Raw genomic sequence first — 15,786 nt, 5'->3', positions numbered from 1 at the left:
AGGGCGACTGAGCAGCCCCCAAATCCCGGCTTTTCAAACATCATTGCCCGGTCCGGCTCAGGTAGAAATTTTAGGAATGATGAGGATGCGTGGGATCGTCGTGCGGCTTCAGGAAAAACCGGCGCGCAATATCCCCATAGCCATCATAGACAAGCCCGCCATTCAACCGGACAAGCGTTTCGCGGTTTTTGCGATAGACCGCCGGAAGGCGATACCATGAGATGCCCGGCCGGCGGTGATGGAGAACGTGCAGATTGTTGTAGAGAAACAGCAAGCCGAAGAGATGGCTGTTTTCGACGATGGCGGTGCGCTCCTCATGGCTTTCAGCATATCTGTGCTCGGCATAGGATCTCAGCCGCGTCATCGCAGCACCCGTATAGACGAAAGCAAGATAGAGCCACAGCGGCATACCGCAGACGACGGTCGACCAGAATAGGACGCCGACGACGCCGATGCCGTGCGCTGCCCATATCCGCCGCCGTCCCGGTTCGTCCGCCCGTATCAGCCGCCATTCCTGCCCAAGGAAACTCAACAGCATCACCACAGGACCGATGGTCAATCGGCCGAACAGGGTGGTATTCCACCGGGCCAGCAACCGCCCGGTCGCACCGAGCTGCTCCCAGGCGGCCTTGGTGAAATAGGAAGATTCCGGATCCTCGATCGGATCGGTCAGATATTCGTCGCGATGATGCTCCAGATGGCTTTCCCGATAGATCGGATAAGGCAGCCACAGCGACAGCGGTATCGACCCGATCGCATCGTTTATCGCCTGGTTTCCCGTCGGGTGGCCATGAATGACTTCGTGCTGAAGCGATCCGTGCCAGGCAATCAGCCAACCTCCTGCGATCATGACCACGAGCGGCGGCAACGATTGGCACCACCAGGTGAGCGCCAGAAACCCGCCATGAATGACGAGTGCAAGAATGACCGTCGGCCACTCCGTCGAACGCGTGGGAACAATGGTCCCGGCCGCCCGCAAAGTCCTGTCGAGCATGCGTGTGATTTCCCCATCAACCACACCAATTTATCGCAGGGCATCGGCAGAATGGAATAAATTCCATCTATTTTATAGACTTAAGTGAAAAAATCCGTCTCTAAGGCTTGTCGCCGTGAAGATGACGTTCGAGGAAGGACAAATTGTCCTGCCCCCAATAGATCTCGCCATCATAGACATAGGTAGGAAAGCCGAAGACGCCGCTGTCGCGGGCATGCACGCGGTCCGCCGACCATTTGTTCTGGACATCGTCGTCGGCTTGTCGCCGAAGAAGTGCTGCGCCATCGAAACCTGCCGAGGTCACGATCGCCTCGCGCACATCGGGCTTGCCGATATCCTCCGCCTCGCTCCAGAAGGCATGTTGCAGAGCGCGGGAAACGCCGATCCAATCCTGTCCGTCGAGATAGGCGGCAATCACGAATAGGGATGCAGGCGTCGGATCGCTCAAATCCGGGCGATGCTCAAGCCGCAGGTCCTTGCCGCGCACGCGCGCCCAGCGCTTGAGATCCCGCGTCCAGTAGGCACGCCGGATCTCCGGGCGATTGCGCGAAAAGATACCGCCGTTTTCCTCGACCACCGTCGTCAGATAGGGTGTGATGACGACATCGTTCTTCGCCGCAAGTTCGGCAAAGGCGTCGAAGCCGATATAGGCCCAGGGCGAGCCGATCGAAAAGAAATATTCTACCGATTTTGTCACTGATGCATATTCCCTAAGAGGTGATGGTCCGGCGTCGTACGGGCGACGCCTTTCAGGAAGCGGCACGGATGCCGGATTGCGCTTTCCATCCGAGCTCCGGTGCAATTGTCGTCACGAAGTCGTGGAGAATTTGGCGATATTCCGCGTGCTCGAACTCGTAAGGGAGTTCCAGCCTCAGCTCGCTGACCTCGGGCAGGATCGGATCGGCAAAAAGCTGCGCCAAAATCTCGTCCGACGTGCCGACGATATCACGGGCGAAAAGCGTGCGCCGCTCGCCCTGTGGCGAAAGGGTCCGCTCGTGGCGGCCATCGGCATAGTCTCGATATCGGCACCGCGTTGCCGCATCGGCGCTGTCGAAAGGCACGATGACGCGGCCCAGCGCGACGCGGCGCTGCTTGCCCGCGGCGCGAAAGGTTTCGATTAGCCGCGATTGCGCGGTGAAGAAATCATCCGTTCCCTCCCCCGTGATCACATTGCCGGTCAACAGGTTGAAGCCGTTGCGGCCGGCCCATTCGGCCGAGCGCTGCGACCCGCCGCCATACCAGATCCGGTCGATCAGGCCCTTGGCATAAGGCTGCAGCCGCGGCCGCTGCGGGCCGAACGGTGTCTTGATCAAGGTCTGCTCGTCGCCGAGATAGGTGCCGCGCAGATTGTCGGCAAAACGCGCCACGCGATCATGCGAGAAATCGTAACCCGTCCAGTCGCCGTCGAAGACGAGCGGGGCGACCAGGTCTGCGTGCAGCGGCCGGCCGGCGCTGACGCCGATATTCAGCCGCCCGCGCGACAGAATATCGACGGTGGCGAGATCTTCAGCCAGCCGATAGGGGCTTTCATAACCGATCGGAATAACGGCGGTTCCGAGCTCGATCCGGCTGGTGCGCTGCGTCGCCGCCGCCAGGAAGGCGCTCGCAGAAGAGATTCCAGGCTCCAGGTGCCGCTGGCGGACCCAGGCGCTGTCGAAACCCAGATTCTCGCCATATTGCAGCTGCTGCAGCGTCTGCTCCAATCCCGACAGCGGGTCGTCGTCGGGATAGTTGCCGGGGGTGAGGAAGCCGATATGGCCGATGGATATATTGCCCACTCGTGCCATCCCATCAATATTTCGGCAGGCCGGGCGGGTTGGTCTCCGACGCCGGCAGGGCCTCCTCGGACAGGTGCCAGTGGTCGAGGATTTTTGCGTATGTGCCATCCTTGATCAGGCCGTTGGTGGCGACAGTCAGCGCGTCGGCCAGCCCGCTCCCCTTGCGGGTGGTGATCGCAACATCCGAGCGATCAGGCCAGCCGGCGCTCAGCGTGCCGACACGCCTGATGTTCTTGTCGCGCGCGGCAATGAAGACGAGCTGCGCATGCGGCTGGACGATGACATCGGCCCGGCCGGACCGCAGCGCGAGAAGACTTGCTGCCTCGTCGTCGTAATATTGCAGCTCGATCGGCTTCAGGCCGGCGGCGACATCTTCCTGGCTCCACTTCACCAGGATACGCTCCTGGTTGGTGCCGGCGCCGACGATGATCCTGAGGCCGGCGGCGTCCTTCGGCTCCTTGATCGAGGTGACGGCACTGTCGGATTTCACGAAGAAACCATGCAGCCCCTGGCGGTAGGTGGAGAAATCGAATTTCTCCTTGCGCTGCTCGGTGACGCCGACATTGGAGATGACGGCGTCATATTTGCCTGAGGTCAGGCCGAGTGGCCAGTCGATCCAGGCGACGGGCACGATCTCCAGCGTCAGGCCGAGGCTGTCGGCAATGGCATAGGCATAGTCGGGATCTGCCCCGACCACCGACTTGGCGTCCGTGGCATAGGTGGCAAGTGGCGGGCCGCCGGGGCTGACGGCGATGGTGAACTTGCCGGGTGTGACGAACTTGAATTCCCTAGGAATGGCAGCGATGGCCGCATCGTTCCTGGCGGCATGAAGCCGGCCCGGCTGTTCCGGGCTCAGGTCAAAATCCTCGGCCGCGTGGGCGGAACCGAAACCAGTCAATGCTGACACCAGGGCTGCGAAGAGCAAAGTGCGAGATGTCGGATGGATCGTCACGTTCAATATGTCTCCGTTTGCGTCGAGAAGTGGGAACGGACCGGCGCGCTACCCTGTAACGCCGGTCCACCAGACCAAGATTACGAACCGCTCTTCGGCAAGCCGGGCGGGTTGGTCTGAGCCTTGTCGATTGCCTCGGGACCGAGGTTCCACGTATCGAGGATCTTGCGATAGGCGCCACTGGCGATCAGATCGTTGACGACATCGGTCAAGGGCGCTGCCAGGCCACTGCCCTTGCGTGTGGTGACGGCAATTTCTGCCGTGATCGGCCAACCGCCGCTGACGGTGCCGACGAGCTTGGTCTTGCCGTTTATCCCGGCCGAATAGGCCTGCGTCGCGTTTACGCTGAAGACGGTATCGGCTCTGCCGGACTGGACGGCGAGATCCTTGACCGCATCGTCGTCATAATATTGCACCTCGATCGGCTTCAGGCCGGCGGCGACATTCCGGCGGTCCCATTCCAGCAGGATCTTCTCCTGGTTGGTGCCGGCATCGGTGATGACCTTCAGGCCGGCAATATCCTTCGGCTCCTTGATCGCCGCAATCGGGCTGTCGGCCTTGACGTAGAAGCCGAGCTCATCCTTGCGGTAGGTCGAGAAGTCGAATTTCTCCTTGCGCTCTTCCGTGACGGTCACGTTGGAGATCACCGCATCGAACTTCCCCGAGGTCAGCCCCAGCGGCCAATCGGCCCAGGCGACGGAAACGAGCTCGAGCTTCAGCCCCAGGCTGTCGGCGATCGCCTGCGCCAGATCGACGTCGTAACCGATAACGGTCTTGGAATCGGAGGCATAATCGTGCAGCGGCAGATTGCCGCTCGAGCTGATGCCGACGGTGAAGACGCCGTTTTCGACGAACTTGAAGTCCTTGACTTCGGCAATGCGCTTCTCGTTCTTTTCCACCCTCAGCCGGTTCGGCTGCTCGGGGCTGAGATCGAATTTCTGCTGCGCCTGAGCGGAACCGAAACCGATCGCGGCAATGGTGACGGCTCCCGTTATCAGCAGCCTTGCCCTATCTGTAAATGTCATGCCCCTTCTCCATTTCATCTTTGGGTTGTAGTTATTGTCATTCAGCCAGAGCAGCCCGTCGCGGCCCGGCATTTCGCCAGCGCTATCGGGCGCTAGAGAACCTTGGCGAGGAATTCCCGTGTTCGGGGATGTTCCGCTTGCGTGAAGATGCGGGCCGGCGGGCCGGCCTCCAGAATGCGGCCGCCGTCCATGAAGACGACGGTGTCTGCGACTTCGCGGGCAAACCCGATTTCATGGGTGACGATGACGAGCGTCGTACCGGTGCGGGCAAGCTCCTTGATGACATCGAGCACTTCGCCGACGAGTTCCGGATCGAGCGCCGAGGTCGGCTCGTCGAAGAGCAGCACCTTGGGACGGAGCGCCAGGGCGCGGGCGATCGCCACGCGCTGCTGCTGGCCGCCGGAAAGCTGGCGCGGATAGGCGTTGATCTTGTCGCTGAGGCCGATGCGGGCCAACAGCTCCTGCGCCAATTGCACCGCCTCCTCGCGGCTGACGCCGCGCACCTGGACCGGCGCCTCGATGAGGTTTTCAAGCACGGTCAGATGCGGGAACAGATTGAAGCTCTGGAAGACCATGCCGATATCGGCGCGGCGGGTGAGAATATCCTTTTCCTTGAGCTCGTAGAGCGTGTCGCCCTTCCTGCTGTAGCCGACGAAATCGCCGTCGACCGAGATGAAGCCTTCATCGACACGCTCCAGATGGTTGATGGCACGCAGAAGCGTCGACTTGCCGGAACCGGACGGGCCGAGGATTGCGGTCACGCTGCCGGCGGGAAGGCTGAGCTCGACATCATCGAGCACCTTCAGCGAGCCAAAGCTTTTGGAAATACCATGGATACGCACCGCACCACCCGTCCGCAGGGCCGCCGCATCATCGAAGCCGGGCCTGCGCACTCGCTCGCTCGCCGTATCGAGAGCTAGCAGCGGACGGCGGAAGCGTTCGAAGAATGCCTGGAAGGGCAGCGGTGTCGGATTGCGCACGGCACCCTTTGAGAAATAGCGCTCGATATAGTGCTGGGCGACCGACAGCACCGTCATGATGATCAGATACCAGACGGTCGCGACCATCAGCAGCGGAATGACTTCGAGATTGCGGCGGTAGATCACCTGGACGGTATAGAAGAGCTCCGGCAGCGCCAGCACATAAACCATGGATGTGCTCTTCGCCAATCCGATCAGCTCGTTAAAGCCGGTCGGCAGGATCGAGCGCATGGCCTGCGGCAGAACGATGCGGAAAGCCTGGCGGCGGCGCGGCAGGCCGAGTGCGGCGGCGGCTTCCAGCTGACCATGATCGACTGAAAGGATACCGCCGCGCACGATTTCCGCAAAGAAGGCCGACTGGTTGAGCGTGAGGCCGAGAAAGGCGGCGGCAAAGGGTGTCAGCAATTGCACGGTGGGATAATCGAGGAAGACGGTATCGGTGAAGGGGATGCCGATCTTGATCGTCTCATAGAGATAGCCGAGATTGTTCAGGATCAGCAGCAGCACGATGACCGGGATCGAGCGCAGCAGCCAGATATAGCCCCAGGAAAGACCGGAAAGCAGCGGCGACTTGGAAACGCGGGCAAGCGCCAGCGCCGTTCCGAGAATGGAACCGGATATGGCGGCAAGCGCGGTCAGGAGCAGCGTCCTTCCGAGGCCGACGAGCACGGGCTCGGCAAAGAACCATTCGGCAAAGACGCTCCAACCCCAGCGCGGATTGGTGAAGGTGGAATAGAGCACGGCGATGATGACGAAGGCGGCGAACACCGTGCCTGCCAACCGTTCGGGATGGCGCGCCGCCACGATCCGGTACCGGGAATAGTCCTTCGATTCTGCCGTCCTGCTGCCGGGGTCGATGCCGGCGAAATCCGTCGTCAGTGCCATTGTGCTTCCCTTTTATGATTGTCGGTCTTTGCCGCTTTCAGTAATTTGCGCCGGCCACGCGCAACCGCGGCTCGGCATCGTCGAGAGCAGGCTCGGCGAGATGGGTGATGTCCTTTTCGAAAGGCAGGCTCTTGTAGATCTCGGGATCGGCTGACGTGTCGAAGAGCGCGGTGTAGCCATAGTTCAGATAGAGGCCGACGGCCTCGGGTTGGCGAAAGCCTGTCGTGAGATAGATGCGGGCATAGCCCTGGCGGGCGGCCTGGGCCTCCAGCTCCACCAGCACCTTGCGGGCAAGGCCCTGCCGGCGCAGATCGGAGCGCGTCCAGATACGTTTGAACTCGGCCGTGCGTTCGTCATAATGCTTGAAGGCGCCGCCGCCGATGGTTTCGCCATCGCGGATCAACAGCAGAAAATTGCCATCCGGCGGCGCAAAGGCTTCGGGGGGATAGCGGTTGAGCTCGGCGGCCGCACCTTCGGCATTGAAATAGGTGCCGTAGCGGCTGTCATATTCGTAGATCAATTCATCAATCAGCGGCTTGGCGCGCGGGTCGAGAGGACTGGTATAGAGAAACGTATCGCTCATATCGTTCATCACCCGTTGTCATCAGTGAGGAAGGTTTCGGCGAGCCGCACCCAATAGCGGGCGGCGGGCGCGATGATCGCGTCGTTGAAATTGTAATGGGCGCTGTGGAGAGGAGCGCTGTCGCCATTCCCGACGAAGAGGTAGCTGCCGGGGTTCGCCTGCAGCATGAAGGCGAAATCCTCGCTCGCGGTTCTCGGTCGGAAATCCTTCTCGATCGCCGCTGGACCAAGAGCGTCATATGCGACCCGGCTGGCGAATTCGGTTTCCCCGGCATGATTGACCAGCGCCGGAAAGCCGAGGCGATAATTCACATCGGCCTCGGCGCCGAAGCTTTCGGCCTGGGCATGGGCAAGGGCCGGAATGCGCTCTCGCAACAGTTGACGGACGATTTCGCTGTAGGCCCGCATGGTCAGCTGCATCTCGACGCTTTCCGGGATGACGTTCGAGGCGGAGCCGGCATGGATCGAGCCGACGGTGACGACCGCCATCTCCTGCGGATCGACATTGCGCGAGACGACGCTCTGCAGCGCGGTGATGAAGGAGGCCGAAGCGAGCACCGGATCGACGGTGCGGTGCGGTTCGGCGCCATGGCCGCCCTTGCCGATGATCTTGATGATCGCCTTGTCGACCGAAGCCATGGCCGGGCCGGCGACGAAGCCGAATTTGCCCGTCGGCACACCCGGCCAATTGTGCAGCCCGAATACCGCATCGACGGGAAAACGCTCGAACAGACCTTCCGAAATCATCTTGCGGGCGCCGGCGCCAATCTCCTCGGCAGGCTGGAAGATCAGCCGCAGCGTGCCGTTGAAATTGCCGTTCTCTGAGAGATAACGGGCGGCGGCGAGCAGGATCGCGGTATGTCCGTCATGGCCGCAGGCGTGCATGACGCCGGGATTGCTGCTGGCATAGGCCAGTCCGGTCGCCTCCTCGATCGGCAGCGCATCCATGTCGGCGCGAATACCGATCCGCTTCTTGCCGTCGCCGCGCGGGAGGGTGGCGACGACGCCGGTGCCGGCAATGCCCGTCACCACCTCGTAGCCCCAGGCGGAAAGGTGAGATGCCACAAGCTTGCTGGTTCTGAGCTCCTGGAAGGCAAGCTCCGGATATTGGTGGAGATCGTGGCGAAGCGCGATGATTTCATCGAGGTAGGTGGCGATGCCCTTCTCGACCGGATCGTTGCTGCGCGGGTTTTGAGCGATGATATCCATGACGGTTCGCCGGCGCCTCCGGCGCCGACGGCCTTTCCGCGTTCGAGCGGCTCCGCATCCGCCGCATAGCGGCTTTCGCGGAAGGGTAGGCCGAGATGGTCGCGCAGCGTCTCACCCTTCAGGACCGGATCGAAATAACCGCGCTCTGTGAGGATCGGCAGAACGTATCTGGAGAAATCGTCGAAACCCTCGGCGATGACGGGAAAGCCGAGAATGAAGCCGTCGGCCGCGCCCTGATCCACCCAGCGAATGATTTCGTCGGCGATATGCTCGGCGGTGCCGATGAAGGCGGTGCGCGGCGTTGCCGAATCGAGCGCGACCTGGCGGAGCGTCAAGCCCTTCTCCCGCGCCGTCCGTTTGATGCGGTCGGTGGTGGCGCGGAAATTGTTCCTGCCGATATCGCCGAGTTCGGGGAACGGCTCGTCCAACGGATAAACACTGAAATCATGATGATCGAAGAAGCGGCCGAGATAGAGCAGCGCCTCCTCTATCGTGACGAGGTTGCGGATCGCCTGGTACTTGGCTTCCGCCTCTTCCTGCGTCGCCCCGACGATCGGCCCGATACCCGGATAGATGCCGACTTCCGCCGCCGGACGCCCATGAGCGATGACGCTGTCCTTCAACTGGCGATAAAAGGCCTGCGCCTCCTCGAACGGCCCGCCATTGGTGAAGACGGCATCGGCATGCTTGCCGGCGAGCCTGATGCCGGAATCCGAGGCGCCCGCCTGGAACACGACCGGCTGGCCCTGCTTGGAACGGCCGATATTGAGCGGTCCCTCGATACGGAAGAACCGGCCCTTGTGATTGAGGCGATGCATCTTCGTCTTGTCGGCATAGACGCCGGTCTCGCGATTGCGAACGAAGGCGTCATCGTCCCAGGAATCCCATAGACCCTTGATCGCATCGATATAGTCCTCGGCGATCTCGTAGCGCAGTTCGTGTTCGGGATGTTCGCGGCTGTAATTGCGCCCCGAACCCTCTAGCGGCGAGGTCACCGCATTCCACCCTGCCCGGCCGCCGCTGATGAGATCGATCGAGGCGAACTGGCGGGCAATGGTGAAGGGATCGCTGTAGGAGGTCGAGACCGTGCCAACGAGGCCGATTTTCGAGGTCGAGGCGGCAAGCGCCGAGAGGATGGCGATCGGCTCGAACCGATTGAGGAAATGCGGGATCGACTGCTCGTTGATATAAAGCCCGTCGGCAACGAAGGCGAAGGCGATGCCGGCCGCCTCCGCCTTACGCGCCGTCTTGACGAAGAAGTCGAAATTGACGCTGGCATCGGCCGGTCCGCTTGGATGTTTCCAGGCATTCATGTGGCCGCCGGGACCTTGCAGCATGATGCCGAACGTGACGTGTTTCTGAGCCATGGGATCAATCCTTCTTGGAAACGGTCAGGCGACGAGGGAAAGCCGCTCCGCGGCGAGTAGTTCGATGGAGGCAAGACGCTCGGCGACCGAAAGCGCCGGCGTGTCGAGCACGAACTCCTTGACCCCGTAGCTGCGGTGAAGCTCGTCCAGCTCCTTGCGGATCTGCTTCGCCGTGCCATGCAGCACACTCGGCACCTTTTCCTCAGTGCGGTAATCGGTGACGCCGGCTTGGCGAGCGAATTCGGCCGCCTGCTCCTCGCTGCCGACATTCACGATCTGGCCGTTCGGCAGGAACACCTTGACGATGCGCAGTTTGCCGACGCGCTCGCGGGCGTAGTCCTCGCTTTCGGCGGCAAAGGCTGCGAGCGCCAGGATCGGACGCTTGCCGCCGGATACCCGCTCATAGGCCTCGAAGGTCCTGCGCAAATTGTCCGGATCGCCGTTCAGGTGACCGGCAAAGACAAGTTCCCAACCCTTCTCGGCGGCCAGCTCGGCGCTTTCGACGCTGGCGCCGAGCAGGAAACGTTCGGGAGCCATCGGCGGGAAAGGGGTCGCCTGCGCACCGTCGTAATTCGGGTCGGCGGCGAGATAGGTGTTGAGATCGGCAAGCTGGTTGGCAAAATCGGGCTTCCTGGATGGATCGACCGCTAGCTGGAGAGCGCGCGTCGACAGCGGAAAGCCGCCCGGCGCCTTGCCGACACCGAGATCGACGCGGCCGGGCGCAAGCGAAGCCAGAAGATTGAAGGTCTCCGCAACCTTATATGCGCTGTAATGCTGCAGCATGACGCCACCGGAGCCGATGCGGATTTTCGACGTCTTTGCGAGAAGGTAAGCTATCAGCGCTTCTGGCGCAGAGCTCGCCAGATTGGACATGTTATGATGCTCGGCGACCCAGAAACGGTGATAACCAAGTTCCTCGGCCCGGGCAGCAATCTTGACCGTCGCCCGCAGCGCATCTGCGGCGGTTAAACCCTGTTCGATCGGGCTTTTGTCGAGAAGACTGAGGAGGTAGGTCATGACGCCACGATCCGATCCCTGGTTGCAAAGCTTAGTCTATAAAATCAGTAGACAAACATCATTATAAGAAATGGCATTCTCTTTCGAACACGCTGAGTGAAAAAAAGATGGCCGCACATAAGATGGAAATCGCCTGCCAGAACTGGGTCTCACCGGCAGCGGAGGGCTTCTTTCAATCGACCACTCAAGGATCAATTTTCCGGTCGAAAGGGCGTAAGTGAATGAAGCTGTCAAAACAGCTAAAGCCGATCAGCGACCTCAAGGCGCATGAGCCGACGATCCTTCGGACACTTAAGGATCATTCGCAGCCGGTCGTCATTACGCTTCACGGAGAAGCGAAAGCTGTCCTTCAGGACGTCGGCCAATATGAAGAACACAGGAGACGCTGGCGCTCACCAACCGGCAGGTCGAGGAGGGCAAACTGCGCCCCGCTGCGGAATCCTTCGCACGGATCAGCAAACGTCTGGCCGACAGCCAATCCTAATTCATTATGGTGTTCTTTTCGCTGAGGACGCGGAACGCGACATCGAGAGCCCATGCACCGAGCCTGAGGGATTTCCCAACCCGTACACCAGCCTGGCCGCCATCAGGGGCGTCTTACCGCATAGGCGTGCATTATGTGCGCGACGTCCTTGTCCCATATCTTGAAGCTGACCGGCTTCTACGAGTAGGCAAGCTATACGATCCAGCCCCCAGACACGATCCGGCAGTACCATGGCCGATTCCTGCCTGAGGACAAAGCCGCCCTAACCGCCCGTATCTCATAACCCATTGATGCCACAGCAAACGTGCCGTTAACCAGAAGTGATATCGCCTATTACTTCCGCCGCACGGGATGGACTTGTGCATTTCTCCCTCACTTCCGAGAAGGATTCGTTATCGAAGTGAGGTCTTCAAGGTGTTCTTACGTTCCCATAGATCTGGCACCGCGCCGCGACATTCTTTCGCGGGGGCCGACACCACGCAGTAGACCAGCCAAAAACAGCGAGGCTCGCAAGAATTTTGCCGACCTCTTCGAACGCGCCGACCAGGGCGAGTAAATTACCATCATGCGCGCCGACACCGTCTATGCCCGCATCGGTCCAGCCGATACGACATTGTCGAAAAGGGCCTGCTGCACGCCCGTTGCAAAGCTTGGACCTCTTTGCATTGGTGGCACCTCTCATCCATACGATCCGCAAAACCAAAGAGCTCTTTCGAAGGCTTTGGGGATGGAGCTCTTCATAGCAGCCTGCAGAGACTTTTGCCCGAGCTTAGCCACCGCCGCCGCCCACACGGAGCCGAAGACCTATCCAAATTTCCGTCCGGCTGACGCATTTGCCCGCAGAAGAGCCATCAGCATCGGGCCGATCGCGAATTCTCCCTTTTCGCTTCGTCGTGTCAGGCCACGAAGATAGCCACCAGCCGAATTAATGTGGCCACCGCGCTCCAGGATGCATGCCATGACGGTTGCCGCGTTTTCCGGACCCATCACATTGGCGGCCTCTTCGTAGGCCGACGGACTGACGCCGAGCATCGAACGAACCGTGACCGCCGCGGTCATCAGATCGCGCCAGTTGCGGATGATACCGCCCGGACCATAGGCGAGAATTTCCGGGCAGGCTTGCAGAACCAAGCCGAGCGGGAAGGATTTCAGTCGGTCACCATCATTGCGGCCGCCTGTCCGTAGACTGTGCTCTTTCTCGCACCGAGTCGAATGGGCTGCCTCAGCTCTACCCTCTTCTGACGTCGCGGCCCGTCGCCCGTTGTCTTGCTCCGGCATCGCGCCCTGCTTCGTGTCGAAGTCTGGTTCAAGTTCAGAATTAGATTCGGGATTCGAATTCTGTATGTGGCGCTCAATATAATTGGCATTGCCGCGCTCTTTTATTGATTCAATCCGAATTTCCAACCGGTTAAGGACATCTGCCCGCAGAGTCGTCAATTCATCCAGCAACAGTTCGAGCTGCGACGCCGTCGGGGATCGGGGCAGGCCTTCGATCAGGTCTCGGAACTCGCAGTACAGGCCTTGCCAGTCGCCAGGGATCTGTTCCTCGACGGCTGCTTCGATCAATTTTGCGATGTCGCGACGGCAGAGAGTGATGCGTTCGCGCAGACGCTGGACATGCAGCCGCTCGGCCATCACTTCGGCTGCGAGTTGTTCGATCTCGCTAGCACGGGCAAGCAGTGGCGCAAGCGAGAAGCCGAACGCCTCGTTGACCTCCCCTGCCCTGTTCCTGCGGACATAACGCTTGCCGTTGGGGCTGTCCTTGCGCAACAGCAGACCTGCCTGGACGAGCGCGGCGAGATGACGCCGGACGGTCTGCTCGGCCATGCCGTGCGTTCTGAGCGAAAGCTGGATGTTTGATGGGAATACGATCAAACCGTTTTCCTGCGCCAGCTCGTTCTTCGGATAAAAGCTCAAAAGAGCGTTGAGTACGGCAAGCGCTCGATCGCTGATGCCGAGAAGCGGCTTTGCTTCGCAGAGCGCGCGAAACAATCTCCACTTGTCGACGGACTGATCAGTCTTGATCTCGCGTGCCATTACTTGGCTTGTGAGCATGCCAAGCGTCATTAACCGCCGCCCGAAGGGCGTCGTCACATTCCCGGTTTCCATATCTTCCACCTCAACGAGGCAAAAGAAATCCGCTCGCCAAAACGGCGCCAAAAACTCTTGACAGCGATTCTCGGAAGTGCGATTCTCGGAGGTGTTCAAGACTACGAGGAAAGCTTCCGTGACGGTGACGTTCGGGGGCTTTTTTCTTTTGCGCGTTATCTCCTATCCGGATTGTCAGCTGACAATCCGGTCTGACTGCCTCATTTTCCCTCATTCTCCTCTTCGAACTCGGCGGCGAGGCTTACCAACCGCTGAGCCAGGAATTCCGAAAACGCCGCCGATTTGACGGTGATGCGAAAGGTTTTGCCGGAGCGGGCCACCAAAGCAAGCGGAGCGCCACCCTGGGCCCGGAGGGTCTGCTCGGCCCGCTGCGGTGGGGTCTTCTCCTCCAGCGCTTTCCAGATGACATCAAAGCGGCTGTTGGTGTCCAACGCCAGGAAGCCGCGGGCACCGATTGCGGCCTGGGCCTTCTTCTGCCCGCCCGTCTCCCTGAATTTTTCGGCAAACGCCAGCCAGCGCGGGCGTCCAACCTTGGGAGCCGGCCCAATGGCGAGAATAATCTCGGGGTCGATGGTCTGAGCCACCTGCAGGAGCCGTGAGGTTTCCGGCTTGTCGGTTGTCAGCGCCGTGGCGATCATCTCGCGGCTGAATCCATGCTCATCCAGGCGGCGCGCAAACAGTGCCCGCTCGATAAAACTCAAGTCGACTCGGGGGCCGTTTTCCTGGCCCTGTGCGAGGATCAGCTCTTCATCCGTGAGCTTTCGCACGACGGCCTTGACGGGAACCCCGATCTCTGCCGCGGCTCGCAGGCGCCTGTGGCCATAGGCGGCCTGGTAGTGCCCAGCCCTTACCGGGTCCGGCCGTACCAGGATCGGAACCTGCTGGCCGCTGTCCCGGATCGATTGCTTCAATCGCTCGAACTCTGCATCCCTATCGACCGGGATACGGTCGCGGATAAAGGACATTTCGACGGCAGCCGGATCGATCTCCAGTACCTTGTCGCCGGAGGCCAGCGATTCACGCAGCGCCTTGGCGGCAGCCGCTTCCTCTCCCAACCGGCCAAGCGACAAATTCATCGCCTTGACCGCTCCCGATGGGCGGTGCGGCGGCTGCGCGATTGGCGCCTCCGGCCGTGTCGGCTCGACGGCGCCGACCATGCTTTTCAGGATGTCGCGTCCCTTTGGGCTCATGTCCTGCTCCATGCGCTGCGGATGAGTTGCTCGACCTCGGCATTGACGCTGTCGACGGATTCCACCCCGCGGTCATAGGTCTGACGATGCATCGTCTCGCGTCCTGCCTCGTAGATTGTCTGCTTAGAGAGTCCCGCATCCGAGACAGCCGTCGACTTGACCATCATCGCCGTCAGCACGCGCTCGCCGAACAGACTGCGCAAGAAGGCGACGATCTGCGCCTGCGGCCCATCATTGGGCTCATAGCGGGTAATGAGATAACGCATCCAGTCGTAATCCAAATTGCCGCCTGCCTGTTTGACTACGGCCAGGAGGTCGGAGGTCATCGTCAGGAACTGGTTCATCGACGCCACGTCGAGCATCTGCGGATGGACGGTGATCAGGACGGAGGTTGCGGCGCAGAGGGCAGACAGCGTCAGGAAGCCCAGGGTCGGTGGGCAATCGATGATGACGACGTCATAGTTCTGCTCCAGCGAATGCAGCGCATTACCGACCCGCATGAAGAACATGTCCTTGTCGTCGCGGTTGGTGTCGGCAAGCGCCTTTGGCGTATCGTGTTCGAACTCGTGCAGTTCGAGATTGCCGGGAATGAGATCGAGCCCGGGGAAATAGGTCTGACGGACGATGTCGCTAACATCGCGGCGCGTCTCGTCATATTTAATGGCGCCGTAAAGTGTCTCGTTTTCGCCGACATCGAATTCGGGCTGATATCCAAGCATCGCCGACATCGACGCCTGCGGATCGAGGTCGACGGCGAGCACGCGGTAGCCACGCAGAGCCAGGAACTGCGCCAGGTGGACTGATGTCGTCGTCTTGCCGGAGCCGCCCTTGAAATTGGTCACGGCGATCACCTGGAGATGGTCGCCCGGTCGGCGCATCGGCAGATAGGAGGGTTTGGTGCGCCCTAGGTGCTGGCGCATCGCATGGATTTCCTCGAGCGAGAATACCCGACGGCCAGCCGCTGTCTTTTCCGGACTGATGCTCTCGACCTGGGCGGCGAGATGACGAACATAGCTGTCGGTGACGCCGAGCAGCTTGGCTGCCTCGGTGCTGCTGAACCGCCGCAACGATTTGCGGGCATTGGGTGAAAACAATCGCTCGAACAGCACCTGCAGCTGGCTGCCGAGCATCGTCGAGTCCTGCGCAATCGTCTCGTCGATCGAGACTGGACTCGCTCTCTTGGCTTTCTCAACAATCGCGACCTTGGTCGGCAT

The 15,786-nt window shown here is 60.7% G+C and carries 12 protein-coding genes and 3 pseudogenes; 2 read left to right on the top strand and 13 right to left on the bottom strand.

All coding sequences use genetic code 11. The annotated features are described in order from the left end of the window. Positions 1–70: 70 nt before the first annotated feature. From NE851_RS00080 to NE851_RS00030, 10 genes and pseudogenes are all read right to left on the bottom strand, one after another. Complete coding sequence (locus tag NE851_RS00080; protein WP_028756766.1) at positions 71–994, bottom strand: fatty acid desaturase; 924 nt, start codon at positions 992–994, stop codon at positions 71–73. Between the two features lie 100 nt (positions 995–1,094). After that, on the bottom strand, positions 1,095–1,691 hold the full coding sequence (locus tag NE851_RS00075) for a 2-hydroxychromene-2-carboxylate isomerase (protein ID WP_028756186.1): 597 nt from the start codon (positions 1,689–1,691) through the stop codon (positions 1,095–1,097). Positions 1,692–1,743: 52 nt separating this feature from the next. Then, entirely contained in the window at positions 1,744–2,781 is a 1,038-nt protein-coding gene (locus tag NE851_RS00070; RefSeq protein ID WP_254955537.1) for an LLM class flavin-dependent oxidoreductase, read from the bottom strand. 4 nt (positions 2,782–2,785) lie between these two features. Continuing rightward, positions 2,786–3,724: an ABC transporter substrate-binding protein gene (locus NE851_RS00065; RefSeq protein WP_028756188.1), complete on the bottom strand. Its 939-nt coding sequence runs from the start codon at positions 3,722–3,724 to the stop codon at positions 2,786–2,788. 80 nt (positions 3,725–3,804) lie between these two features. Then, positions 3,805–4,749 (bottom strand): ABC transporter substrate-binding protein, encoded by a 945-nt coding sequence (locus tag NE851_RS00060; protein ID WP_254955536.1) that lies wholly within the window; start codon positions 4,747–4,749, stop codon positions 3,805–3,807. 92 nt (positions 4,750–4,841) lie between these two features. After that, positions 4,842–6,614, bottom strand: a complete 1,773-nt coding sequence (locus tag NE851_RS35205; RefSeq protein ID WP_097542522.1) for an amino acid ABC transporter permease/ATP-binding protein — start codon at positions 6,612–6,614, stop codon at positions 4,842–4,844. A gap of 37 nt (positions 6,615–6,651) precedes the next feature. Then, a complete protein-coding gene (locus tag NE851_RS00045) occupies positions 6,652–7,209 on the bottom strand; it encodes a GNAT family N-acetyltransferase (protein ID WP_028756190.1) in 558 nt (185 codons plus the stop codon). Next, positions 7,206–8,405, bottom strand: a complete 1,200-nt coding sequence (locus tag NE851_RS00040; protein WP_097595497.1) for a M20 aminoacylase family protein — start codon at positions 8,403–8,405, stop codon at positions 7,206–7,208. The genes NE851_RS00045 and NE851_RS00040 overlap by 4 nt, the downstream gene beginning before the upstream one ends. Before the next feature lie 20 nt (positions 8,406–8,425). Then, positions 8,426–9,772, bottom strand: a pseudogene (locus tag NE851_RS00035) (LLM class flavin-dependent oxidoreductase); the annotation flags it as partial. 24 nt (positions 9,773–9,796) lie between these two features. Continuing rightward, positions 9,797–10,789: an MsnO8 family LLM class oxidoreductase gene (locus tag NE851_RS00030; RefSeq protein ID WP_097595499.1), complete on the bottom strand. Its 993-nt coding sequence runs from the start codon at positions 10,787–10,789 to the stop codon at positions 9,797–9,799. A gap of 221 nt (positions 10,790–11,010) precedes the next feature. On the opposite strand from NE851_RS00030, the pseudogene NE851_RS00025 reads away from it, so the two are divergent. Together NE851_RS00025 and NE851_RS00020 are read left to right on the top strand one after the other, a co-directional pair. Next, positions 11,011–11,273: pseudogene (locus NE851_RS00025) on the top strand (type II toxin-antitoxin system Phd/YefM family antitoxin). A gap of 68 nt (positions 11,274–11,341) precedes the next feature. After that, positions 11,342–11,556: pseudogene (locus tag NE851_RS00020) on the top strand (hypothetical protein); the annotation flags it as partial. Positions 11,557–12,077: 521 nt separating this feature from the next. On the opposite strand, the gene repC reads toward NE851_RS00020, so the two are convergent. The 3 genes from repC to repA form a co-directional block, all read right to left on the bottom strand. Then, positions 12,078–13,382, bottom strand: a complete 1,305-nt coding sequence (gene repC, locus NE851_RS00015) for a plasmid replication protein RepC (RefSeq protein ID WP_028758368.1) — start codon at positions 13,380–13,382, stop codon at positions 12,078–12,080. 200 nt (positions 13,383–13,582) lie between these two features. After that, a complete protein-coding gene (repB, locus tag NE851_RS00010) occupies positions 13,583–14,572 on the bottom strand; it encodes a plasmid partitioning protein RepB (RefSeq protein ID WP_028755938.1) in 990 nt (329 codons plus the stop codon). Next, on the bottom strand, positions 14,569–15,786 hold the full coding sequence (gene repA / locus NE851_RS00005; protein WP_028755939.1) for a plasmid partitioning protein RepA: 1,218 nt from the start codon (positions 15,784–15,786) through the stop codon (positions 14,569–14,571). The genes repB and repA overlap by 4 nt, the downstream gene beginning before the upstream one ends.

Origin of the sequence: Rhizobium anhuiense bv. trifolii (assembly GCF_024346605.1) — a bacterium.
GTDB classification, from domain to species: Bacteria; Pseudomonadota; Alphaproteobacteria; order Rhizobiales; family Rhizobiaceae; genus Rhizobium; species Rhizobium anhuiense.
The sequence above is the reverse complement of the archived record's forward strand: the minus strand, read 5'-3'. Positions and strand labels throughout refer to the sequence as shown.

Coding starts and splice junctions, on each gene's coding strand:
- repA (WP_028755939.1), bottom strand. CDS start 15,786: ATGCCGACCAAGGTCGCGATTGTTGAGAAAGCCAAGAGAGCGAGTCCA.
- repB (WP_028755938.1), bottom strand. CDS start 14,572: ATGAGCCCAAAGGGACGCGACATCCTGAAAAGCATGGTCGGCGCCGTC.
- NE851_RS00060 (WP_254955536.1), bottom strand. CDS start 4,749: ATGACATTTACAGATAGGGCAAGGCTGCTGATAACGGGAGCCGTCACC.
- repC (WP_028758368.1), bottom strand. CDS start 13,382: ATGGAAACCGGGAATGTGACGACGCCCTTCGGGCGGCGGTTAATGACG.
- NE851_RS00080 (WP_028756766.1), bottom strand. CDS start 994: ATGCTCGACAGGACTTTGCGGGCGGCCGGGACCATTGTTCCCACGCGT.
- NE851_RS00070 (WP_254955537.1), bottom strand. CDS start 2,781: ATGGCACGAGTGGGCAATATATCCATCGGCCATATCGGCTTCCTCACC.
- NE851_RS00030 (WP_097595499.1), bottom strand. CDS start 10,789: ATGACCTACCTCCTCAGTCTTCTCGACAAAAGCCCGATCGAACAGGGT.
- NE851_RS00040 (WP_097595497.1), bottom strand. CDS start 8,405: ATGGATATCATCGCTCAAAACCCGCGCAGCAACGATCCGGTCGAGAAG.
- NE851_RS35205 (WP_097542522.1), bottom strand. CDS start 6,614: ATGGCACTGACGACGGATTTCGCCGGCATCGACCCCGGCAGCAGGACG.